At 57.0% G+C, this 20,447-nt stretch carries 23 protein-coding genes; 10 read left to right on the forward strand and 13 right to left on the reverse strand.

The window, feature by feature from the left end; all coding sequences use genetic code 11:
• Together AC3B8H_RS07715 and clpB are read right to left on the reverse strand one after the other, a co-directional pair.
• Positions 1-239, reverse strand: a 239-nt coding sequence (locus tag AC3B8H_RS07715; RefSeq protein WP_488441022.1) for a glyceraldehyde 3-phosphate dehydrogenase NAD-binding domain-containing protein, incomplete at its 3' end; no start/stop codon positions are given.
• A 222-nt stretch (positions 240-461) separates the two neighbouring features.
• Entirely contained in the window at positions 462-3,035 is a 2,574-nt protein-coding gene (gene clpB / locus AC3B8H_RS07720; protein WP_488441023.1) for an ATP-dependent chaperone ClpB, read from the reverse strand.
• Between the two features lie 263 nt (positions 3,036-3,298).
• Between clpB and AC3B8H_RS07725 the strand changes: the two genes are divergently transcribed.
• The 3 genes from AC3B8H_RS07725 (at position 3,299) to AC3B8H_RS07735 (ending at position 4,919) form a co-directional block, all read left to right on the forward strand.
• Complete coding sequence (locus tag AC3B8H_RS07725; RefSeq protein WP_064030983.1) at positions 3,299-3,502, forward strand: cold-shock protein; 204 nt, start codon at positions 3,299-3,301, stop codon at positions 3,500-3,502.
• Positions 3,503-3,634: 132 nt separating this feature from the next.
• Positions 3,635-4,561 (forward strand): hypothetical protein, encoded by a 927-nt coding sequence (locus AC3B8H_RS07730; RefSeq protein WP_488441024.1) that lies wholly within the window; start codon positions 3,635-3,637, stop codon positions 4,559-4,561.
• A 103-nt stretch (positions 4,562-4,664) separates the two neighbouring features.
• Positions 4,665-4,919, forward strand: coding sequence for a hypothetical protein (locus tag AC3B8H_RS07735; protein WP_071157281.1), 255 nt, complete (start codon positions 4,665-4,667; stop codon positions 4,917-4,919).
• Here the strand turns inward: AC3B8H_RS07735 and AC3B8H_RS07740 are convergent.
• The 11 genes from AC3B8H_RS07740 to AC3B8H_RS07790 form a co-directional block, all read right to left on the reverse strand.
• A complete protein-coding gene (locus tag AC3B8H_RS07740; protein ID WP_488441025.1) occupies positions 4,916-5,767 on the reverse strand; it encodes a radical SAM protein in 852 nt (283 codons plus the stop codon). The genes AC3B8H_RS07735 and AC3B8H_RS07740 overlap by 4 nt on opposite strands.
• Before the next feature lie 38 nt (positions 5,768-5,805).
• Positions 5,806-6,624: a formylmethanofuran dehydrogenase subunit C gene (locus AC3B8H_RS07745; RefSeq protein ID WP_488441026.1), complete on the reverse strand. Its 819-nt coding sequence runs from the start codon at positions 6,622-6,624 to the stop codon at positions 5,806-5,808.
• A complete protein-coding gene (fhcD, locus tag AC3B8H_RS07750) occupies positions 6,621-7,517 on the reverse strand; it encodes a formylmethanofuran--tetrahydromethanopterin N-formyltransferase (protein WP_488441027.1) in 897 nt (298 codons plus the stop codon). The genes AC3B8H_RS07745 and fhcD overlap by 4 nt, the downstream gene beginning before the upstream one ends.
• Positions 7,514-9,178 (reverse strand): formylmethanofuran dehydrogenase subunit A, encoded by a 1,665-nt coding sequence (locus AC3B8H_RS07755; protein WP_488441028.1) that lies wholly within the window; start codon positions 9,176-9,178, stop codon positions 7,514-7,516. Before AC3B8H_RS07755 ends, fhcD begins: the two co-directional genes overlap by 4 nt.
• Positions 9,179-9,187: 9 nt before the next feature.
• Entirely contained in the window at positions 9,188-10,447 is a 1,260-nt protein-coding gene (locus tag AC3B8H_RS07760; RefSeq protein WP_488441029.1) for a formylmethanofuran dehydrogenase subunit B, read from the reverse strand.
• A 10-nt stretch (positions 10,448-10,457) separates the two neighbouring features.
• Entirely contained in the window at positions 10,458-10,835 is a 378-nt protein-coding gene (locus AC3B8H_RS07765; RefSeq protein ID WP_488441030.1) for a 4a-hydroxytetrahydrobiopterin dehydratase, read from the reverse strand.
• Between the two features lie 152 nt (positions 10,836-10,987).
• Positions 10,988-11,371 carry a ClpXP protease specificity-enhancing factor gene (locus tag AC3B8H_RS07770; protein WP_488441031.1) on the reverse strand — a complete coding sequence of 128 codons (384 nt, stop codon included), beginning with the start codon at positions 11,369-11,371 and terminating at the stop codon, positions 10,988-10,990.
• On the reverse strand, positions 11,368-11,976 hold the full coding sequence (locus tag AC3B8H_RS07775; RefSeq protein WP_488441032.1) for a glutathione S-transferase N-terminal domain-containing protein: 609 nt from the start codon (positions 11,974-11,976) through the stop codon (positions 11,368-11,370). Before AC3B8H_RS07775 ends, AC3B8H_RS07770 begins: the two co-directional genes overlap by 4 nt.
• A gap of 170 nt (positions 11,977-12,146) precedes the next feature.
• Entirely contained in the window at positions 12,147-12,788 is a 642-nt protein-coding gene (locus tag AC3B8H_RS07780) for a DUF47 domain-containing protein (RefSeq protein WP_488441033.1), read from the reverse strand.
• Positions 12,789-12,801: 13 nt separating this feature from the next.
• On the reverse strand, positions 12,802-13,827 hold the full coding sequence (locus AC3B8H_RS07785) for an inorganic phosphate transporter (protein WP_488441034.1): 1,026 nt from the start codon (positions 13,825-13,827) through the stop codon (positions 12,802-12,804).
• 12 nt (positions 13,828-13,839) lie between these two features.
• On the reverse strand, positions 13,840-14,232 hold the full coding sequence (locus AC3B8H_RS07790; RefSeq protein WP_488441035.1) for a YMGG-like glycine zipper-containing protein: 393 nt from the start codon (positions 14,230-14,232) through the stop codon (positions 13,840-13,842).
• 154 nt (positions 14,233-14,386) lie between these two features.
• Here AC3B8H_RS07790 and rpmH point away from each other — a divergent pair, with 154 nt between their 5' ends.
• The 7 genes from rpmH to AC3B8H_RS07825 all read left to right on the forward strand — a co-directional run.
• On the forward strand, positions 14,387-14,521 hold the full coding sequence (gene rpmH, locus AC3B8H_RS07795; RefSeq protein ID WP_064024743.1) for a 50S ribosomal protein L34: 135 nt from the start codon (positions 14,387-14,389) through the stop codon (positions 14,519-14,521).
• Positions 14,522-14,890: a ribonuclease P protein component gene (gene rnpA, locus AC3B8H_RS07800; RefSeq protein ID WP_488441036.1), complete on the forward strand. Its 369-nt coding sequence runs from the start codon at positions 14,522-14,524 to the stop codon at positions 14,888-14,890.
• The gene (gene yidD / locus AC3B8H_RS07805; RefSeq protein WP_488441037.1) at positions 14,872-15,093 is read left to right on the forward strand and encodes a membrane protein insertion efficiency factor YidD; all 222 of its coding nucleotides are present in this window, start codon (positions 14,872-14,874) and stop codon (positions 15,091-15,093) included. Before rnpA ends, yidD begins: the two co-directional genes overlap by 19 nt.
• Positions 15,094-15,098: 5 nt before the next feature.
• Positions 15,099-16,802: a membrane protein insertase YidC gene (gene yidC, locus AC3B8H_RS07810; RefSeq protein ID WP_488441038.1), complete on the forward strand. Its 1,704-nt coding sequence runs from the start codon at positions 15,099-15,101 to the stop codon at positions 16,800-16,802.
• 5 nt (positions 16,803-16,807) lie between these two features.
• Positions 16,808-18,148, forward strand: a complete 1,341-nt coding sequence (mnmE, locus tag AC3B8H_RS07815) for a tRNA uridine-5-carboxymethylaminomethyl(34) synthesis GTPase MnmE (protein ID WP_488441041.1) — start codon at positions 16,808-16,810, stop codon at positions 18,146-18,148.
• 116 nt (positions 18,149-18,264) lie between these two features.
• On the forward strand, positions 18,265-20,007 hold the full coding sequence (locus tag AC3B8H_RS07820; protein ID WP_488441039.1) for a type I restriction-modification system subunit M: 1,743 nt from the start codon (positions 18,265-18,267) through the stop codon (positions 20,005-20,007).
• A gap of 125 nt (positions 20,008-20,132) precedes the next feature.
• Positions 20,133-20,447: hypothetical protein (locus tag AC3B8H_RS07825; protein WP_488441040.1), on the forward strand; the 315-nt coding region annotated here is incomplete at its 3' end.

Here is a 20,447-nt window from a genome sequence, read left to right on the forward strand (position 1 = left end):
ACGCGCTGATAGCGAATGCGCTGGCCGCCTAAAATCAAGTCGTCGCCGTCGTAATCCACGGAAAACGGTGGCCGGCCGTAAGTGCTGTCGTGGGCGATTAAATAGGCGACATGATCGATCGGCATCACATCGCAAACCACTCGAATGTCGAAACGTCCGGACGGGTTGGCGAGAAAATTATTGCGAAGCACGCCGCCGCCGATTCGCCCCAGACCGACAATGCCGACTCGCAGACTCATGCTCCGCACCACGCGGTGTCGGTGATCTGGCGGGGTTTCAAATACAATGTGGCGAGGTAGGGTTGGGCGGATGGATTCATGGTAAGGGCTTGATTGTTATTGTTGATTTGCCTGCTTGATTGAAACTAGAGCAAGCTGTCGATTTGTCAAGCCGACCATCCGAGGTCGGTGATCGCGGAGTGGCCCGCAACGGCCGGCGCGATGGCGCGCCGGCCTGGCGAGTTATTTGCCGAAGGTCAGGCCGTCCGCCGCGCGATCCACTTTGATGGTGTCGCCGGGAAGGTAGCGGCCCGCCAGGATTTCGTTGGCCAAACGGTTTTCCAACTGGCGTTGAATTGCCCGTTTCAATGGCCGGGCACCGTAAACCGGATCGAAGCCGGCTTCGCCGAGCAAGTCCAGCGCGGTTTCGCTGACGTCCAAGCCAATCTCCTTTTCCGCCAAACGGCGGCGCAGCAGGTCGATCTGGATTTTGCAGATCGCCCGGATCTGGCCCTGTCCGAGCGGATGGAACACCACGGCTTCATCAACCCGGTTAATGAACTCCGGCCGGAAATGCTGGCCGACGATGTCCATGACCGCGTCTTTCATATCCGCGTAATTTTCCTCGCCCGCCAATTCTTGGATGACTTGCGAACCCAGGTTAGAGGTCATCACCACCACGGTGTTTTTAAAATCCACCGTGCGGCCCTGGCCGTCGGTCAAGCGACCGTCGTCCAGCACTTGCAACAACACGTTGAACACGTCGGCATGGGCTTTTTCGATTTCGTCGAGCAAGATCACCGAATAAGGCTTGCGACGCACCGCTTCGGTCAAATAGCCGCCTTCCTCGTAACCGACGTAGCCCGGCGGCGCGCCGATCAAGCGGGCCACCGAATGTTTCTCCATGAATTCGGACATATCGATTCTGACCATCGCTTCCTCGGTGTCGAACATGAACTCGGCCAGGGCCTTGCACAGTTCGGTTTTGCCGACGCCGGTCGGTCCCAAGAACAGGAAGGAGCCGTTGGGACGGTTCGGATCGGACAAACCGGCCCGCGACCGGCGGATCGCGTTGCTGACCGCTTTTAAAGCTTCGGTCTGGCCGATCACCCGTTTGGCCAATTCGTCTTCCATCCGCAGTAGCTTTTCCCGCTCGCCTTCCATCATCTTGGAAACCGGAATGCCGGTCCATTTGGAGACGACCTCGGCGATTTCTTCTTCGGTGACCTTGCTGCGCAACAGCGTGGTTTCCTGCATCTCGGCTTGCGATGCCAGATCCAGTTCTTTTTCCAGTTTGGGAATGTCGCCGTATTGCAATTCGGACATGCGGGCGTAATCCTGGGCGCGGCGGGCGGCTTCCAGTTCCAGCCGGGCGTGCTCCAGCCTTTCCTTGATCGTGGCCGTGCCTTGTAGCGCGGCTTTTTCGGCTTTCCAGATTTCATCCAGATCGGAATATTCTTTTTCCAAATCGCCGATTTCGTCCTGCAAAGTCTCCAGACGTTTTTTAGAAGCGGCGTCGGTTTCGTTTTTCAAGGCCTCGCGTTCGATCTTGAGCTGGATTAGACGCCGGTCGAGTTTATCCATCGCTTCCGGTTTGGAGTCCATTTCCATCCGAATTCGGCTGGCAGCCTCGTCGATCAAGTCGATGGCCTTGTCCGGCAGTTGCCGATCGGAAATGTAGCGGTGCGAAAGCATCGCCGCCGCGACGATGGCCGGGTCGGTGATGTCGACGCTGTGGTGGATTTCGTAGCGTTCCTTCAGGCCGCGCAGGATGGCGATGGTGTCTTCGACGTTCGGTTCGTCGACCAAGACTTTTTGAAAGCGGCGCTCCAAGGCGGCGTCTTTTTCGATGTATTGGCGGTATTCGTCCAGCGTGGTGGCGCCGACACAATGCAGTTCGCCTCGGGCCAAGGCCGGCTTGAGCATGTTGCCGGCATCCATCGCACCCTCGGCCTTGCCGGCGCCGACCATCGTGTGCAGTTCGTCGATGAACAGAATAACCTGGCCTTCGAGTTTGGCAATGTCGTTAAGCACGGCTTTCAGGCGTTCCTCGAATTCGCCGCGAAATTTTGCGCCGGCGATCAGTGCGGCCATATCCAGCGACAGCAGTTGTTTGCCCTTGATGCCTTCAGGCACTTCGCCGTTGACGATGCGCTGGGCCAGGCCTTCGACGATGGCTGTTTTACCGACGCCGGGTTCGCCGATCAGCACCGGGTTGTTTTTAGTACGGCGTTGCAACACCTGGATGGTGCGGCGAATTTCGTCGTCGCGGCCGATCACCGGATCGAGCTTGCCCTGCTCGGCGCGCTCGGTCAGGTTGATCGTGTATTTTTTCAACGCTTGGCGCTGGTCTTCGGCATTGGCGTCGTTGACGGCTTGGCCGCCGCGCAGATTATCGATGGCTTTTTCGACCGCCGGCGCGCTTACGCCGGCGCGTTTCAGCAAGTTTTGCAGCGCGCCGCCGCCTTCCAGGGCCGCCAGCAAGAACAATTCGCTGGAGATGTAGGCGTCCTTGCGTTTTTGCGCCAATTTGTCGGTCAGGTTGAGCGTCCGCGATAGTTCGTTGGATATTTGCACGTCGCCGCCCGCGCCGGAAACGCTGGCCAGCCGGTCGATTTCCTTCAGCAGGTCGCCACGAAACGCATTGACCTGCACGCCGATCTGTTGCAACAACGGTTTGATGCTGCCGCCTTCCTGGTCCAGCAAAGCCAGCATGACGTGTAGCGGTTCGATGAACTGATGATCCTTGCCCAAAGCCAGACTTTGAGCATCCCCGAGCGCTTGCTGGAATTTGCTGGTGAGTTTGTCCATACGCATGGTAGGTACCTCGATTGTAATGATGTTGCCGCTGAGATGGGGCGGTGGCGGCGCGATTTCAAGCGCCTATATATTAAAAATGGCTAATATTTTGGATGGCCGGCCAGTGTTGCCGGCGTTGTTGTGCTCAGTGGTCACGCCGGATAAATCACAGTACAATGCCGGGACTCGATTCGCCGAAATGACGTGGTTCCACTGTCGAAGCCCGTGTCTGCGGCGGTTTTTTCGGGTAAATTTTGGTTTTAATTCGTAGGAGTTTTTGTATGGCAACAGGCACTGTAAAGTGGTTCAACAACACCAAAGGGTTTGGGTTTATCGAGCCTTCCGAAGGTAAGGAAGATGTTTTCGTCCACCACTCGGTGATCTTGGGCGAGGGCTTTAAGACTCTGTCCCCAGGGCAATCGGTGGAATTTGAAATCGAATCCGGTCCCAAAGGCCTGACTGCCGCCAACGTTCAGCCGAAATAATTCAGTTTCGGAAGAATCGAAACAGGCTCTTGTTCGCAAGGGCCTTTTTTTTGTCAAACGGTAATAATCTATTTCAAAATCGTCGCGGTTTAACACAGTTATAATAAACCTTCACTTCTCCCGGAGGACCGCATGGCCCGCGAATTTTCTACGTTAAGGCAGTTGGATATCCCCGTTAAGGTGTTGTTTACCGGTTATTTGACGACCGTTGCGGTGGGGTACTTGGTCGCGCTGATCCAGATTCTGTTCACGCACGGTTTGGCCGACGGCAAGTTCGGTTTATCGATAGACGACATCGTATACAGTTACTACGGGAATCGGTCCGGCACGATGCTGGAGACGAAATTGAATGGCTCGATGAAGGATAACGCCTCCGAGAAAGAACGTTTCGCAATCATTCAATGGGTGCGCGACGGTGCCGACAAGGACGATTTTGTCGATGACGGTATCGATAAAATTATCGAGAGCCGCTGTGTGATGTGTCACAACAAAGAGGCGTCCGTGCCGGACTTTACCGACTTTAAAGTCCTAAAAGAACTGGCTAAGGAAGATGAAGGCGCCACTTTTACGTCGCTGACCAGGGTATCGCACATCCATTTATTCGGCATCAGCTTTATCTTTATGTTGGTCGGGCTGATCTTCAGCTTTTCCGAGACCAGCACGCTAAAATACAAGTCGATCGCGATTGGTATGCCCTACGTCTTTCTGCTGGTGGATATTTTATCGTGGTGGTTGACCAAGCTTAATCCGATGTTTGCCTGGCTGGTGATATTTGCCGGTGCCGGCATGGCCATTTCGTTTGGATTCATGTGGTTGATTTCGGTTTTGGAAATGTGGGCGTACGGCCAAGTGTTTGTCGATAGCCAAGGCGCGCTGAAGCCGCAGTGGAGTACCGTCGTTGAAGCCAAATTCAAGCAACTGGGCGGCGACCGTGTTCTGGAACGCGCGGCAAACGGGTTGGTTCGAGCGGTCGACTACGTTTGGCGGCTGTTTGCTCGGCATGGCGGGCCCGTTTTGTTGGCCGTTTACAAGAAACTGTTCGATAGGTTCCGCAGCTGACTTTGTGACGGCGATTCGATATACCACCGGAAATTCAAGTTTCCGGCTAGGCGGCCGCTAACACTAGCGGTATGATGCAAACTCGATTTGCGGGAGGTACGCCATGATTAGCAATGTACTGAACAGTGCCACCAATCTGATTAGCAACGCTCAGCAGAAAGCGGCGACGGCCGCTCAAACCATCGCTACGTTGCCTGTCCAAAAAGACGAAGTCGGCGGTTCGCAAGATATTGCGCCGACTGAGTTGTTTAAACCTATCGTCAGTTTGAAGGAAGCCGAGCTGGAGAATTCCGCCGGTGTCAAATTGCTGAAGACCCACGAAAAAATGGTCGGGGCTCTCCTCGACGTCAAAGCCTAAAGGCTAACGCCGACATCGTAGCCGAGCGCTTCGATGTCGGCGGCAAAGCTCGTCATTTCATTCAAATCAGCGGCTTTCAATTCTTCCGCCTCCGGCTGTAACGACGGTCGGGCTAAGCTGTACAACAGTATCTTGGCGATTTTGATGTTCCTGGATTTGAGTTCCGTTAACAGATCCAGGTAGGCGGTTTTTTCGGCGTCGGACCACGCCTGACGATAACGCAAAATGCAGGTTTGCAACTTGGTTGGGCATAAGTTGCTGGCGATTTGCAAATGTTCGATCAGTTTGGATTGGCTCAACCTGGCGTTGTTCAGTAACTGCCGGCCGGCGCTGCTAGCACTGTCCAGCTTGAACCAAAGTTCACCGCCGCAATCAGCCAATTCGGTCAGTCCGGCCTGGACTGTTTTTTGATGAATCAGACTGCCGTTGCTGATCAATACCAAGTTGCCGGTCGGCAAGATGCCGGTTTCCAGGCCGATGGCCGCTATCAGGCGGATGGCGCGGTCGAAGGATTTCAGACTGGTCGGCTCGCCATTGCCGGAGATCGCAATGTCCTTGACAATTCGTTGATCGACGGCGACACCGTAGGCATCGAAAAAGTCGCCATGCAGAACCCTGTTCAAAAAGCCGCGCAATTCCTTTTCGAGTAGCTCGAAGTCCAGAGTGGGCGCCGTCCCGCGCTTCAGGTTGGGGACTTGGCAGTACACGCAACGCCAGTTGCATGCGTTATTGGGATTGAAGTTGATGCCTATCGACAGCCCGCCCGCCCGCCGCGACATCACCGGATACACGTATTTTAGCCCGGCACTGTCGCGGTCGTGGTTGGCGGTGGTTAGTGGTCTAACCATGGCTGGCAAAAGATGAAATCGCGGTAAAAACTCCGATTCTAGAGTTTGATCAGCACTTCGCCGCGCCCGGTTTCGGCCATGTCGCCGCCGAAACGTCTGACCCGGTTGAACGCGACGCCGCTGTCGGCAAAGCGGGAATTCAGCGTTTTGAACGATGCGAACAGCATCGGTAGAAAGGCCAAGGTATGCGAACCGCAGTCGTTGAAGGTGGCCGGCAGTTGTGGCTGGTTCCAAAGCAATAAGGTTCCTCGGCGCATCGCATAGCCGGCGTAACGGCCGACCTCGCCCATCACCGCGATCGTGCCGGCCACCATGCGCGAGCCGCAATAATCGCCGGCATCGCCCTCGACCAGAATCTGGCCGCGGCGCAAATGATCGCCGCAACGCTGGCCGACATTGCCTTTGATTAAAACCGTGCCGCCCTTCATGCCTTGTTTGTTGCCGGGTAAGGCGCCGCCAACGAAATCGCCGGCATTGCCTTCGATCTGGATCAGGCCGTTTTTCATTTCGCAAGCCGCGTAAATGCCGACATCGCCGATGACCGAAATCGTGCCGCCCTTCATCTGCATCCCCAAATAAGCGCCCGCGTCGCCTTGCACGCTGATGCTGCCGTTGGCGAGTTCCTTGCCGATGAAATCCAGCTTGTCGGTGCTGCCGACGATGCTGATGTCGTCGGGATTGCTGCCGTTAATGTGAAACAATTGATCGACGCGCAGTTTGCGTTTGCCGGACTGCAATTCGATCGCGGCGATTTGGTCCAGGCTCAGGCCGGCCAGTTTTTGGCAGACCAGCGGCGACATATCGACGCGTTGCGCCGGTAGCGGCGTTTCGATCAGAGTGAAGGTCAGCGTGGTCATGCCATGATCTCCTGCAGATGAAAATGGAACGGGCCAAGTTTGCCGCCGTAGTTGCCGGCGCTGATGCGCTTGATGCCGTTGGCCGAGCCCAAATCGCAAACCGCCTGGATGCCGACGCGCATGGCTTGGGCTATGTCTTCCTTGGTCAGGCCGTCGATGACAATCTCCATTACCGACTCGATTTCCGGCGACAAGTCGGTCTTGGTTACGCCTTTCAAGGTTGGGCAGAAGGCGTCGTTGGTTGAGGCGCTCAAGGCTTTGTATTTGGAACCGACCTTGGAGCCTGAACGCACCACGCCGCCGGGGAAGGGCATGATCACGTTGGGGATTTTTTTCATCGCTTCGATGGCCGCCTCGCAGGCCGCCAAGGCTTGCGGTTGCGATTCGGCCAGCACCAGAAAATTGCCGCCGCCGACCGCATCGACCATGCCGGTAGTGGCTTCGGTCAGAAACTCGCCATCCATCACCGGCACCCGCCAATAGCGTTTGCCGGCGATTTTCTTGGCAATCTGGAAGCCGTCGCCGAAGAAGCGCAGGTTTTTGCCCAACGGAATCGGCTTGCCGCCCTCGATGCCTGCAAATAAGGCCGAGGTCGGCGAGGTCAGCACGCACTGGCCGGCGCGGGTTTCCAACTGCTTGGCCAAGCCCTTGCCGCCCATCGCGTAAATCATGATGGACACGCCGGGCCTGCCGTCCGGCGTTTCTTCCGGGCTCAACACCCGCTCGATGCCGGCTTCGCAGCCGCAGGCAATCACGGAAGTGGCAAAGCCGGTCATGGCCTGAGCGGAAATCATCGCCCATTTCTCGTTCTGGGCGGTGATGATGGCCCGTGTCGCCTTCATCGGAAAGGCTTCGGCAAAGGTTTTATCGATGGTGACGCCGTTGATGATCATGCTGCACCTCTCAGCGGATGCGCCGTCAAGCTGCCGCGTCCGTCTTCACTGATTTCATCGTCGCTGATTTTAAAGTTGCCGAGTTTCATGGTTAGGTATTTGTCGAAATAAGGCTTGAGGTCTTTTTCAATCGACAGATCGTATTCGGGCTTGACGATGTGGGTGGTGCCCCAAGTGACTTTGACCACTTCGCCGTCCTTGACCACCAGTTCGCCGTCCTTGAACACGTAATCCGGCTTGGTGAACATCGCCTGCCTGTCGGCGTTTTCGGTGTAGACGGTGATGTCGGCAAAGTTGCCGGGTGCCAGCGCGCCACGGTCTTTCAGGCCAATAATGCGGGCCGCGCCGGCGCGGGTCATAATCGCGATTTCGCTTAAGCTGTATTCGCGCTCGATTGAGGCCAGCGTGGTCATTTTCTGCGCTTCGGGGTGGATGGTTGCCAGCATGTCGTTGCGGAAGCTGCGGTCCATCAGCAGACGGATCAAATGCGGGTAGCTGGTGAACGGCGCGCCGTTGGGGTGATCGGTGGTCAGGAAAATCCGCCACGGGTCTTCGACCAACAGGAATATTTCCAGCCCAATCGCCCATTGCAAGGCGTTGACGAAGTTCTGGTCCTTGTATTTGAACGGTACCACACCGCAGCCTGCGTCGCATTCGATGTCCATGCACACCCATTTGTTCGGGCTGGCGAAGCGGTGGTTGGCGTGCTGGCGCATGTTGTCGCCGGAAGCGGTGACGGTTTGGCCGAACAGAATCTGGCCGACATCGGCGGTAATGTTTTTGTTGTTGTTGATCGCCTCGGCGATTTGCGCGGCGCCGGAGGAGAACTTGAAATCGCCCTCGGTGCCGTAACTGTGGAACTGGATATGGGTCAAGTGCATCGGCAAGCCTTCCACGCCTTGAATGGTGTTCAAGGTGGTATCGACATTGCCCGGCACGCCCAGGTTGCAGCCGTGCACGTGCAGCGGATGGGTGATGCCCAGTTCCTGCACGGCCCTAGCCAGGGTTTGCAGGATTTGACGCGGAGTCACTGCGTAATGGCTATTTTGCTCGTCCAGATCCAGTTTGCGCTGGTTAAATTTAAAGGCGTTGATGCCGCCGGCGTTGACGACTTTGATGCCGATGCCCTTGGCGGCGTTCAGCGTCCAGGCCACGTAATCGTTGACGGCTTTCTGGTCTTTCTTCGCGGTCAGCATGCGTAGTAGGAAATCGTCGCTGCCCAGCATCACGTAGCCGCCCTTATCGACGATGGGCGTGTCGCCCATTTCCATGTGCGCCTGACGGGCATTGATCGGCAACACGGCCGGTTCGAAGCAGGCGGTGTAGCCCATCTCGGCGTAGCGATAGCCGGCAACGAAGCTGGACGGCATCGCATGGCCATTTCCGGAGCGAGTGATGGATGTGCGATGCACCGGGTCCAGGCGGTGGTCTTCCGGCAACAGCGTTCGGGCGATGTTGCCCTTGCCGCCGCCGATGTGGGTGTGCATGTCGATGGCGCCGGACATGACGACTTTGCCGCGCAGGTCGTATTCCTGGTCTACCGGGCGACCGTCTTTCGGCGCATCGACGATACGGCCGTCTTGAATGTAGAGGTCTTGTTGCTGGCCGGCTATGCCGCTGGCCGGATCGTAAACGGTGCCGCCTGAGAGTTTTGTCAGCATGTCGGTATCCTAAAGGGCTTGTTCGATGGCATGCAGCACCTCGGCGGTGCTGGGCAGGCCGGAGTCGCGGAGTTTTTTCAGGCGGATCGCCACCACGTTATCCAGACGGTAGGCATGGCCGGCATGGTCGATGCCGGGCGTGCCTACGGGAATGAAGACGTCGGGTTCTTTATCGAAGGCCATGCCGGAACGGCCGACTACGATGATCGGTAATTCGGTAAGCGGCGGTTTGGCGTTGCTGTTGAAAGCATGCACCCAAACCAGCGCGTCGGCTTCGCCGTTGCGCAACATGGCTTGGCTGTCGTAAAGAAACGGATCGTATTCCGGGTAGCCGCGGGCGAAATTGAGCCGCGCCGGATAGCCGGTAGTCCAGCCGCACACTTGGTTGGCGGTTTGATCGCCTTCACGACCGCCCAGTGGAAAGCCGGAGCAGCGCGTGCCTTGTAGGTTGATGTCCTTGACGATGTTGCAAATGGTTTGTACGGTCAATTCGGCGTGGTCGTAAGCCAGCGCGGCGGCGCCCCACAGTATCACGCCGTATTTTGCGTTTCTGAGTTTGTCGGCAATCGCTTGCAATTCGGCAACGGCAATGCCGGCGACATGTTGCGTTTGCACCGGCTGTTTTTTGACCAGTGCCGACAACACGGCAATTACATTCGGCAAGTCGGCGTCGGCGCAAGTCAAGCTCATTGCCGTTTTACCGGCCGGTGAAGTAGAGGCCGTGCCCGATGGCGATTTTCCCAAATAAATCACTTCGCGGTTGGCGGTGTTGTCGAGGAACATCGCTTCCTCGGTCCACAAATAGCGCTCGAAAAAGCGCGGCGCGAAGCCTTCCAAATCAGTGCCGATGATTAGCAACAAATCGCAGCGGTTTTTGACTTCCGCCAGCGTGGTATTCATCCAGCCGGAATCCTGCAGTGCCAGCAGGTTGCGGCGGGCGGCCGGGAAGTTGATGTTATCCACCACCGCGCCGGCTTTATCGGCCAGAGCCAGCAAGCCGCGCATGCCGTTGACGTCGGTGGCGCAACCGGCGATCACCGGTTGTTGGGTGCTGCGCAGCAATTCCGCGGCTTTGGCGACCGCCGTGTCCAGATCGACAGCCAGACCGCCAACGCGCGGCGCGGTGTCGGTGAGCGGCTGCTCGAAGCCTGGGGTGTTGACCGCGCAACCGTTGGCGGTCACTGTCACGGCCAAGCCGTCCACCTTGACGCTCAGATCGTCGGTGCCGATACCGCAGAACGGGCTGGGTACCTCGGTGATTTCAGTCATCGTACTGTCCTCAGTCTTTTTTAATGTATTTGAAACGCGGGTCGTCCGGCGTGCCCTCGAAAATGCCGTCGGATTCGGCGGCGGCATCCCATTGCACGACGTCCTCGATTTTTTTCGCCAGCGCGAAATCCTTGTCGGTGACACCCTTGGCGGCGTGGGTGACCAGTTTCACGATCACGAACGCATAGGAAACCGTCAAGTCCGGATGGTGCCAGGCTTTTTCCGCCAAATGGCCGACCGTGTTGACCACCATCAACGTCGCTTTCCAGCCCGAGGTCTTGTATTTACGCCGTATCCAGCCGTTTTCGTAATACCAATGCGGCAGTTCGCGTTGCAAATGCTCAACGATTTCGGCGTCGCTAAAAACCTTGGGTGTATCGTGTGTCATCACCGCTCCCCCGACGAAATTAGCCCCGCATTCTATCGCACAGCGTTAGCGCTGTCTTTAGCGGAATCGCCCGAAATTCGGGAGCGCGGCGCTGTTGGGCGTGGCCGGATCGCGGCTTGGTGCGTAGGCTGGGCTTCCGATGGCGGTCGAGTTTACTTGACCACCCGCAATTGCGGGCGTTGCGGAGGCGTTGGTTCGGGGGCGCTGGGCGGGGTCTCGTCGTCTTGGTCTTCCGGATCGAAAACCATGCCCTTGCCGTTTTCCTTCGTGTAAATCGCCAGTACGGCCTTGGTGGGAACCACTATGTGCATGGCTTTGCCGGAAAAACGGGCGTTGAACTGGACTTCCTCGTTACCCAGGGTCAAGCCTTGTATGGCTTCCGGGCGGATATTCAGGACGATGCGGCCGTTCTCGACGAAGTCGGTGGGTAACACGACGCCCGGATGTTCGGCGTTGACCAATAGATGCGGGGTCAGGCTATTGTCCAAAATCCATTCATAGATGGAGCGGATCAGGTAGGGTTTTAGTGGAGTCATTTGGATTGGCTTTGCATGAGTTCTTTTTCTTCCTGGCTCAGGCTGTCCTGAAAGGCCTTGCGGGCGAACAGTCGGTTGGCGTAGGTGGTGATGCCCTTGCCGAGCGAGCTGATGTCGATGCCGATGCTGCCGAGACGCCATAAAAAAGGCGCCATCGCGCAATCGATCAGCGAATATTCCTCGCCCATGAAATAGGTGGCGGCGTCGAAAACCGGCGCGGCCGCCAGCAGGCTTTCCCTGAGGACTTTCTTGGCCTTGGCCGAACGTTTGTCGCCTTGCAATTGCGCTTCCTCGAGCAATTGATACCAGTCCTGATCGATGCGTTTGATCAGCATGCGGGCATTGGCTCGGGAAACCGGGTCCATTTGGTGCAGGGCCGGGTGCGGAAAACGTTCGTCCAGGTATTCCATGATGATGCGGGCGTCGTACAGCACCAGATCGCGCTCGACAAAGGTGGGAGCATTTCCGTTGGGGTTGAGCTCAAGCAGGTCTTCGGGTGGGTCGGTTGGGTCGAAATATTCGATCTCGGCGGGAACGCCTTTTTCGTGAACAACGAGGCGGGCGCAATGGCTCATGATGCAATTCGGCGAGCTAAAAAGAGTCATTGCGGATTTTCGGCTGCTAATGTTTGCCACGAAGTGAACCTCATTAATTGAACACGATTCTAACCGCCGGAATTGTAGCATGGTTGCCTGGCGAATTGTGGCGGTCCCTGGGCGCCGCAGGGGCGTCGAGGCCAGGAAATTTCCGGCTTCGGCGGCGGCGGAACAGCGCGCTAGCCCAGCTTGACGATGATGTCTTCGAGAATGTTGGCGGTGGCGTGGACCCGGTCGGCGGCGTTGGACAGATGGCGGTAAAGTTCGCGGCGCTTGAACATGTCAAGATAGTCCTGGCCCTGAAACAGCTCGGCAATGGCTTTGCGATACATCTTTTCAACCCGCCGCTCGGAATGGCGGGCCGTGAACGCGTGCGTTTCGGCGTCGCGCGGTCGTTTGCCCAATACCGCGAAACCTTGTTCCAGGGCTTTGATGCCGATCTGCAGTTCCGCGACCATGGCCTTCGAATAGTCGTCGGGACTCAATTGCAGCGCTTCCATTTCGTTATAAGTGCTCTTGCAATAGGTCACGATGTTGTCGAGCGCGGCGATCGCTCGATAAATGTCTTCGCGGTCTATCGGCGTGGCGAACGAGCTGTTCAATTCGTGCAGGTTGCGCATCCGGATTCGGTCGGCTTCGTGCTCGTCCTTTTTCAACATTTCATCGGCTTGCGGGGTTTCCTCGTTCATGTAGCGGACCAAATTGTCCACGGTGACGCAAACCTGTTGGCATTGCTGGTGCAATAGCAGGTAGAAGTCGGCGGTCTTCGGAAAAATGCGTTGAAACAGACGGGCGGCTAAGCGGTTTCGCGAGTCGGACATGTCGATATAGGGGTCAGAGTTGGGCGAGCCGGCAGATCAGCGCAGCCAGTAAAGCCGCGCCGGGAATCGTAATGAACCAAGCCAGCACGATTTCGCCGGCCTTGCCCCAGCGGACCTGTCTGGGCCGGTCGGAGGCGCCGATGCCGGCGATGGCCGAAGCGACCACGTGGGTGGTTGAAACCGGGGCGCCGAGCAACGAGCAGCCGGCAATCACCGAGCAGGCGGTCAGTTGCGAATTCAACGCGTGTATCGGCCGAATCTTGTAAATCGCAAAACCCAGGGTGCGAACGATGCGCCAGCCGCCGGTCAGGGCGCCGGCCGTCATCGCGCTAGCGCACGCCGCCATCACCCACACAGGTACCTGAAACGTCGCGATTTGTCCACCGAGTAGCAGCAACAGCGTCAGTACACCCATGCTTTTTTGCGCATCATTGGCGCCGTGGCAGAAGGCCAGGCTGGCGGCGGTCAGCCATTGGGCTTGACACAGGCGGCGGTTGACGGATGGATGAGCGGCGCGTAGCAGGAGCATCGTGCCGCGCTGCAGCGCGAACCCGACCGCGAAGCCCAAAACAGGCGATAAAAACAGCGCCAGTAAAATTTTGGCGAAGCCTTGGATATGGCCGTGGAGGAGGGCGGCGATTCCCCAGTCCATCGGAATCGGCTCAGGCGCGGCCAGCGCCGCGCCGATCAAACCGCCGACCAGGGCGTGCGAGGAAGACGACGGCAGTCCGCGCCACCAGGTGAAAAAATTCCACGCCACCGCTGCCGCCAGTCCGGACAGAACGGTGGTCAGACCGACCGGGCGCGGTAGCAGGGACAGGTCCAGCAGCGAACCGACGGTGTCGGCGACGGCGGTGCCGCCCAGCAATGGGCCGAGGAATTCGAAGACGGCGACCAATAACATGGCCTGAACCGGTGTCATCGCCCGGGAGGCGATGACACCGGAAAGGATGTTGGAGGCGTCGTGGAAGCCGTTGGTGTAATCGAACGCCAGAACGACGCCGATCGCCAGTGCGACAACGGGTAAGTAGGCCTCCAAGTAGCGAGCGGCTTAGTTGAGGACGTTATGGCCGCGCTGTCTCAGGCAGCTGCGGTAAGCGTTTTTGTAGCGGTCGTCGGACTGAACGCCCTGCATCGCGCCGCCGCCGATGCCGCCGGCCGCCGCACCGATCGCCGCGCCGGTGCCGGGGTTGCCGGTGACCGCGCCGATCGCAGCGCCGCCGGCCGCGCCGAGTAAACCGCCCACGGCGACCCCGGTTGCGGTATCCTTGACGCTTGGAGAAGCCTGCGATGCCAGTTGTTGGCATTCCTGCATGTCCTGATTCAATCGGAAGGCGTTGGGGTCGTTATAGGTGTCCACGGTCGGCGTCCAGCCGGTCGCGGTGGCGCAAGCCGTCATTACGAAGGCGGAAGCCGCGATTGCGGCAAACGATAAGTTTTTCATGATTTGACTCCCTGAGTCGCTGGTGGTGACAGACCAAAAAGAGCGTAGCCGATTTTGGATGGTTTGGGAATCGGACACGGCAAATTGACAGTGGTTCGTTTCATCACGTATGATTCGCAGCCTTTTTTATCCGTTTTATCCCGAGGCAATAGACATGAAAAGAACTTACCAACCCAGCAAAATCAAACGCGTCAGAACTCACGGTTTCCGCGCCAGAATGGCCACCGTCGGCGGCCGTAAAGTCCTGAATGCGCGCAGAGCGAAAGGCCGCGCATCGCTGACGGTTTAATTGTCGGCCCAAGAACTCGGTTTTCCCGCTCGGTATCGGTTAAGGACGCCTGCCGAGTATAAAAATGTATTTAGCAATCCCGTAAAGTCGACCGATAAATATTTTACGGTATTGGCGACTTCCAACGGCCTAACGCACGCGCGTCTGGGTCTGGCGATCGCAAAAAAAACAATAAAAACAGCAGTCGCGCGGAACCGCATCAAAAGGGCTGTCAGGGAAAGCTTTAGATTGCAGCGTCAACATATCGTCAGCATAGATATCGTTGTTTTGGCTCGGGGGGATGCAGCAAATGCAACCTCGCCGGTATTGAGGAAGTCCTTGGAAAGGCATTGGCTTAAATTGGTAAATCGATGCGATTCCTGCTCATAACCCTGATCAAGGTTTACAAGTACTTCATAAGCCCGTTACTGGGGCCCAGATGCCGTTTTTATCCCACCTGTTCAAGTTATGGCTTGGAGGCGATCCAGCGTCACGGCGCCACCAAAGGCTCATATCTCACGCTTAGACGATTATTGAAATGCCACCCGTTTCATCCGGGTGGCATCGATCCTGTCCCAGAAAAATTTGAGTAATAACAATGGATAACATTAGATTTGTACTTGTCATGGCGATGTTGATGATCTCCTACATGCTGTGGGAGGCGTGGCAGATCGATTATGGCCCCAAGCCGCGGGCGATCGTTTCCGACAAGCCCATTGTTGCCGGCGACGCCGGGCTGAGCAATGTTCAGCAATCCCCGGACGCGACTCAAGCGCAGGCCGGCCAGCCAACCGCTCAAGCCGTAGCCGCCGACCGGATCGTCAAGGTCAAAACCGATGTCTACGAGCTGGAAATCGACGTCGAGGGCGGCACGCTGCGGAATCTGGATTTGCTGCATTACCCGCATGAGAAAACCAATACCGTCGTCCAAAAAGCCTGGGCGTTGATCGGCTTGCCCGCGCCCGAGAAAAATCTGGCCCCGATTCGCTTGTTCGACGGCAACCCCGAGAACCTGTTCTTGGCGCAAACCGGTCTGGTCGCCAACCAAAACGCCGCCAGCGCGCCCGACCACCATGCGATATTCAGCACCGAGCGCACCGACTACGCCTTGGCCGACGGCCAGGACCAATTGATCGTGCCGCTGACCTGGACCAACGAGCAAGGCCTGCGCGTCGTTAAAACCTTTACCTTTAGCCGCGGCAGTTACGCGGTCGATGTCGAACAAAAAATCGTCAATCAGTCCGCGAGCGCATGGTCCGGTCGCCAATACGAGCAATTGTTGCGGGTCGAGCACAGCGATAAAAGCAACAACAACTTCATTCGAACCTACTCGGGCGGCGTGATCTACACCGACAAGGAAAAGTTCAAGAAGGTCAAATACGAAGAAATGACCGAAGACAATCTGGCCGTGTCCGCGACCGGCGGTTGGAGCGGATTCATTCAACATTACTTCGCGGCGGCCTGGATTCCGGCGGCGGACCAGGAAAACCACTACTACACCAAGGCGCTGAACGACGCCCGGTACGTGATTGGCTCCTACTCGTCCGATCTGAATGTGCAACCCAACAGCGAAGGCTCGTTCAAGACCAAGCTGTTCGTCGGTCCCAAGATTCAGCCGGTGATGGAAGCCTTGGCACCCGGCCTGGAGTTGACCGTCGATTACAGCTGGTTGACCATCATCGCCAAGCCGATTTATTGGCTGCTCAATGAAATTCATGGCTTTGTCGGCAACTGGGGTTTGGCGATCATGGGCGTCACGCTGTTCATCAAACTGCTGTTCTTTAAACTGTCGAAAGCCAGCTATCAGTCGATGGCGAAAATGCGCAAGATTCAGCCGCGTCTGAAGGATTTGCAAGAGCGTTACGCCGACGACCGGCAGCGCTTCAACACCGAAATGATGGCGATGTATAAGAAGGAAAAAGTCAACCCGCTCGGCGGCTGCTTGCCGATCATGGTACAGATTCCGGTGTTCATTTCGCTGTACTGGGTGCTGATCGAGACCGTCGAATTGCGCCAAGCCGACTTCGCGCTGTGGATACAGGACTTGTCAGCGCAAGACCCGTTTTACCTGCTGCCCATCGTCTACGGTATCACGATGAAGATTCAGCAAAGCCTGAATCCGGCGCCGATCGATCCGCTGCAGGCCCAGGTGATGAAGATGTTCCCGATCGTGTTCACCGTGTTCTTCCTGTTCTTCCCGTCCGGCTTGGTGCTTTACTGGATTTGCAACAACAGTTTGTCGATCCTGCAACAGTGGTACATCACCAAGCACGTGCTTGAAGAAGACGCGCACGCTCATTGAGTCCGATGCGGGACGGCGACACCATAGCCGCCATCGCCACGCCGCCCGGTAACGGCGGCGTCGGCGTCATCCGCATCTCGGGTCCGGCGGCCGCCTTGGTCGCCACCGATCTGACCCGCAAACCCCCGCCAGCACCCCGTTACGCCCGTTACGCGCATTTCATCGCCGCCGACAATAGCGTCATCGACAGCGGCTTGCTATTGTATTTTCCGGGGCCAAAATCCTTTACCGGCGAAGATGTGGTCGAATTGCACGGCCACGGCGGCAGCGTGGTGCTGGACATGCTGCTGCGCCGCGTTCTGGCGCTCGGTGTCCGCTTGGCTCAACCCGGCGAATTCAGCCGGCGCGCCTTCCTGAACAACAAAATCGATCTGGCTCAGGCCGAAGCCATCGCCGATTTAATCACCAGCGGCACCGAGCAAGCCGCCAGAGCCGCCCAGCAATCGATGCAGGGCGAATTCTCCCGCCAAGTCAACGAACTGATCGACGAACTGATCGAGCTACGGGTTTACATCGAAGCCGCGATCGACTTTGTCGACGAAGAAATCGACTTCCTCGGCGACGGCGTGGTTGCCCAACGCATCGCCACATTACAAGACAAACTCGCCGCGATTGCGCGCAGCGCCCGGCAAGGCCGCTTGTTGCACGACGGTATGACCGTGGTGCTGGCCGGCAAACCCAACGCCGGCAAGTCCAGCTTGCTGAATGCCCTGGCCGGCCATGAAGCCGCGATTGTTACCGACATCGCCGGCACTACCCGCGACGTGCTGCGCGAGCGCATCCAGATCGACGGCATGCCGCTGCACGTCATCGATACCGCCGGCCTGCGCGACAGCGACAATCCGGTCGAACAGGAAGGCATGCGCCGCGCCCGCGCCGAAATCGCCAAGGCCGACCGGGTGTTATTGCTGATCGACAGCACCGACACCGACGGCGAGCCGGAACTGAGCGAGCTGCCGGCCCACGCCAGCGTGACCCGGCTTTACAACAAACAGGATTTGGTCGGCGGCGAACCGGGCATTGTCGAGACCGCCGCCGGTTGCGAAATCCGGCTGTCGATCAAAACCGGCAACGGATTGGACTTGCTGAAGGCGCATTTAAAACACAGCATGGGCTTTGTCGAAGGCGGCGACGGCGCGTTCGCCGCCCGCACCCGCCATCTGCGGGCCTTGCAACTCGCCGAGCAAGCCATCGCCAACGCCGCCGCGCAACTCCAGGCCGCCGCCCACGAACTGGTCGCAGAGGAACTGCGCCAAGCTCAAACCAGCCTGTCCGAGATTACCGGCGAATTCACCTCCGACGACTTGTTGGGCGAAATCTTTTCGAGTTTTTGCATCGGTAAATAACCAGGCTCCGTGTCATTCGGGGGGGCGGCGTTAAATTCTGCGTTTAGGGTTTTCAAATGGCAATGATCTGTCGATCCGGCTGGGAACCTTTCGGAAATAAATAAGGACTCGATACGATGAACCACTCCTCTCTTTCCGCCTTTATCTGGGCGGTCGCCGATTTACTGCGCGGCGACTACAAGCAATCCGATTACGGTAAGGTCATATTGCCGTTTACCGTGCTACGCCGATTGGACTGCGTGTTGGAAGCCACGAAACAGGCGGTATTGGCGGAATTTGCCGACAAACAAAGTCTCGGCATCAACCTCGGACCCTTCTTGCTGCGCAAAGCCGGCCAAGGTTTTTACAACACCTCGCCGCTGGATATGAAAAAACTGATGGGCGATCAGGACCATATCAAGGAAAACCTGATTGCCTATATCCAAGGTTTTTCGGTTGAGGTCAGAGACATTTTCGAGCGCTTCGATTTTTACAGCCAAGTGGATCGCCTCGCTAAATCCGGACTGCTGTATCAGGTAACGGAGCGCTTCGCCAATGTGGATTTGCATCCCGAAACCGTCAGCAACAGCCAAATGGGTTTGGTGTTCGAGGAACTGATCCGCAAGTTTGCCGAGATTTCCAACGAAACCGCCGGCGAGCATTTCACGCCGCGCGAAGTCATCAAACTGATGGTCAATTTGTTGTTCATCGAAGACGACGACGTGCTGGCCAAACCCGGCGTGGTGCGCACCATTTACGACCCGACCGCCGGCACCGGCGGCATGTTGTCGGTGGCCGGCGAATATCTGGAAGAGCATAATCCGGAAGCGCGTTTGACCATGTTCGGCCAGGAACTCAATCCGGAATCCTACGCCATCTGCAAAGCCGATATGCTGATTAAGGGTCAGGATGTCGCCAATATCGTGTTCGGCAATACCTTTTCCGACGACGGCCACATCCTGAAGAAGTTTGACTATATGCTGTCCAATCCGCCGTTTGGGGTGGAATGGAAAAAGGTCGAAAAGGAAATCCGCAACGAACACGAGAAGCAAGGCTACAACGGCCGCTTCGGCCCTGGCCTGCCGCGCGTGTCGGACGGCTCGTTGCTATTCCTGCTGCATTTGATCAGCAAGATGCGCCCGGCCAAGGACGGCGGCAGTCGCTTTGGTATTGTTTTGAATGGCTCGCCCTTGTTCACCGGCGGCGCTGGTTCCGGCGAGAGCGAAATCCGCCGCTATGTGCTGGAAAACGATTTGGTCGAAGCCATCATCGGCTTGCCGACCGATATGTTCTACAACACCGGTATTTCCACCTATGTCTGGATACTCTCCAACCGCAAACCGGAACACCGCCAAGGCAAGCTGCAACTGATTGATGCCAGTGGCTTCTGGCAAAAAATGCGCAAATGCCTTGGCTCCAAGTGCAAGGAACTCTCTGACAACCATATCGCCGAAATCACCCGCTTGTTTGGGCAGTTCATCGAATCGTATGACGGCAAGAAGCCCATTTCCCTTATCTTCAAGAACAGCGATTTTGGTTATCGCACCATCACGGTCGAACGCCCGCTCAAAGACGAAAATGGCAACATCCTGCTCGGTGAAAAGGGCAAGCTGAAAGGCAAGCTACAACCCGATTCCAGCCTGCGCGATACCGAAAACGTGCCGCTGTCGGAAGATGTGGAAAGCTATTTCAAGCGCGAGGTGCTGCCGCATGCCCCCGATGCCTGGATAGACCACGATAAAACCAAGGTCGGCTACGAAATCCCCTTCAACCGGCATTTCTATGTGTTCGAGCCGCCGCGCGACTTGGCCGCGATTGATGCGGACCTCAAACAATGCACCGACCGCATTTTGACCATGATTGCAGGGCTGTCGGCATGAATAGCCATCGTCACTCAATGGTAAAATGAAACCAGCACAAATTGTGCAGCGACTGCTTGCACAAACTCACCTGATCGTGATTAATATTTTTGACGATCAAAAATCTCTATTAGAGGTGATCATCCATGCAGGCCATAGAATTTGAAGCCACCACCTTTCAACACACGATTCGCGTTCCAGATTCCGTTCCGGACGGGGTGTCTGTGCGGGTTTTATTGTTAGTTGATGAGAACAACCCCGATCATCAGAAGGATAGCGGCGCGTATTTTAAGAGCTTGCTACAAGAAATGCCCGATGTTGGCAACGACCAGGATTTCGCGCGCCATTCCGGCGTTGTTGCATCCGAAGCGGAAAGCAGACGCCAAGCGGCATTAGCACATATTGCCGCCGTGCGGGCCAATTGGCAAGGCAAGCCGATTGCTGACCGCAACGCGCTCTAC

The organism is Methylomonas sp. BG-2 (genome assembly GCF_057766305.1).

Bases quoted from the DNA above. Each gene is read 5' to 3' on its own strand.
- clpB (WP_488441023.1), bottom strand. From the start codon at position 3,035: ATGCGTATGGACAAACTCACCAGCAAATTCCAGCAAGCGCTCGGGGAT.
- AC3B8H_RS07725 (WP_064030983.1), top strand. From the start codon at position 3,299: ATGGCAACAGGCACTGTAAAGTGGTTCAACAACACCAAAGGGTTTGGG.
- AC3B8H_RS07730 (WP_488441024.1), top strand. From the start codon at position 3,635: ATGGCCCGCGAATTTTCTACGTTAAGGCAGTTGGATATCCCCGTTAAG.
- AC3B8H_RS07735 (WP_071157281.1), top strand. From the start codon at position 4,665: ATGATTAGCAATGTACTGAACAGTGCCACCAATCTGATTAGCAACGCT.
- AC3B8H_RS07740 (WP_488441025.1), bottom strand. From the start codon at position 5,767: ATGGTTAGACCACTAACCACCGCCAACCACGACCGCGACAGTGCCGGG.
- AC3B8H_RS07745 (WP_488441026.1), bottom strand. From the start codon at position 6,624: ATGACCACGCTGACCTTCACTCTGATCGAAACGCCGCTACCGGCGCAA.
- fhcD (WP_488441027.1), bottom strand. From the start codon at position 7,517: ATGATCATCAACGGCGTCACCATCGATAAAACCTTTGCCGAAGCCTTT.
- AC3B8H_RS07755 (WP_488441028.1), bottom strand. From the start codon at position 9,178: ATGCTGACAAAACTCTCAGGCGGCACCGTTTACGATCCGGCCAGCGGC.
- AC3B8H_RS07760 (WP_488441029.1), bottom strand. From the start codon at position 10,447: ATGACTGAAATCACCGAGGTACCCAGCCCGTTCTGCGGTATCGGCACC.
- AC3B8H_RS07765 (WP_488441030.1), bottom strand. From the start codon at position 10,835: ATGACACACGATACACCCAAGGTTTTTAGCGACGCCGAAATCGTTGAG.
- AC3B8H_RS07770 (WP_488441031.1), bottom strand. From the start codon at position 11,371: ATGACTCCACTAAAACCCTACCTGATCCGCTCCATCTATGAATGGATT.
- AC3B8H_RS07775 (WP_488441032.1), bottom strand. From the start codon at position 11,976: ATGACTCTTTTTAGCTCGCCGAATTGCATCATGAGCCATTGCGCCCGC.
- AC3B8H_RS07780 (WP_488441033.1), bottom strand. From the start codon at position 12,788: ATGTCCGACTCGCGAAACCGCTTAGCCGCCCGTCTGTTTCAACGCATT.
- AC3B8H_RS07790 (WP_488441035.1), bottom strand. From the start codon at position 14,232: ATGAAAAACTTATCGTTTGCCGCAATCGCGGCTTCCGCCTTCGTAATG.
- rpmH (WP_064024743.1), top strand. From the start codon at position 14,387: ATGAAAAGAACTTACCAACCCAGCAAAATCAAACGCGTCAGAACTCAC.
- yidD (WP_488441037.1), top strand. From the start codon at position 14,872: ATGCGATTCCTGCTCATAACCCTGATCAAGGTTTACAAGTACTTCATA.
- yidC (WP_488441038.1), top strand. From the start codon at position 15,099: ATGGATAACATTAGATTTGTACTTGTCATGGCGATGTTGATGATCTCC.
- mnmE (WP_488441041.1), top strand. From the start codon at position 16,808: ATGCGGGACGGCGACACCATAGCCGCCATCGCCACGCCGCCCGGTAAC.
- AC3B8H_RS07820 (WP_488441039.1), top strand. From the start codon at position 18,265: ATGAACCACTCCTCTCTTTCCGCCTTTATCTGGGCGGTCGCCGATTTA.